The sequence below is a fragment of the Rhizobium sp. SVR5-2C genome, from assembly GCF_056755115.1.
Map to the genome: position 1 here is coordinate 1 of NZ_JBNDHT010000594.1, position 236 is coordinate 236.

Sequence of the window (236 nt, forward strand, 5' to 3'; positions counted from 1 at the left end):
CGGATACGCCGGTGTGGGTCCAGTCACTGCGTGTTGCGGGAACATGACCTTTCCAGTCCGCCTTTTGAGCCGCCGCTTTCTTTTCGTCTTCAGCGATATACACAACCGCGCTGAAAGCGCCGCTGTTGTCGCGATGTGAAGAGTCACTGACCACGAGAATCAGCTCGCCGTCTTCCGGTACCGACCACTGGTAAACACCACTGCCAACGTCATAGCTTTTTCCGGATGCACTGAAT

General features: G+C 55.5%; 1 protein-coding gene. It reads right to left on the bottom strand.

Annotation, left to right across the window (positions count from 1 at the left end; translation table 11 throughout):
* Positions 1–236 (bottom strand): hypothetical protein (locus ACPYOI_RS37035; RefSeq protein WP_481424303.1); only part of this gene is annotated, 236 nt, incomplete at both ends.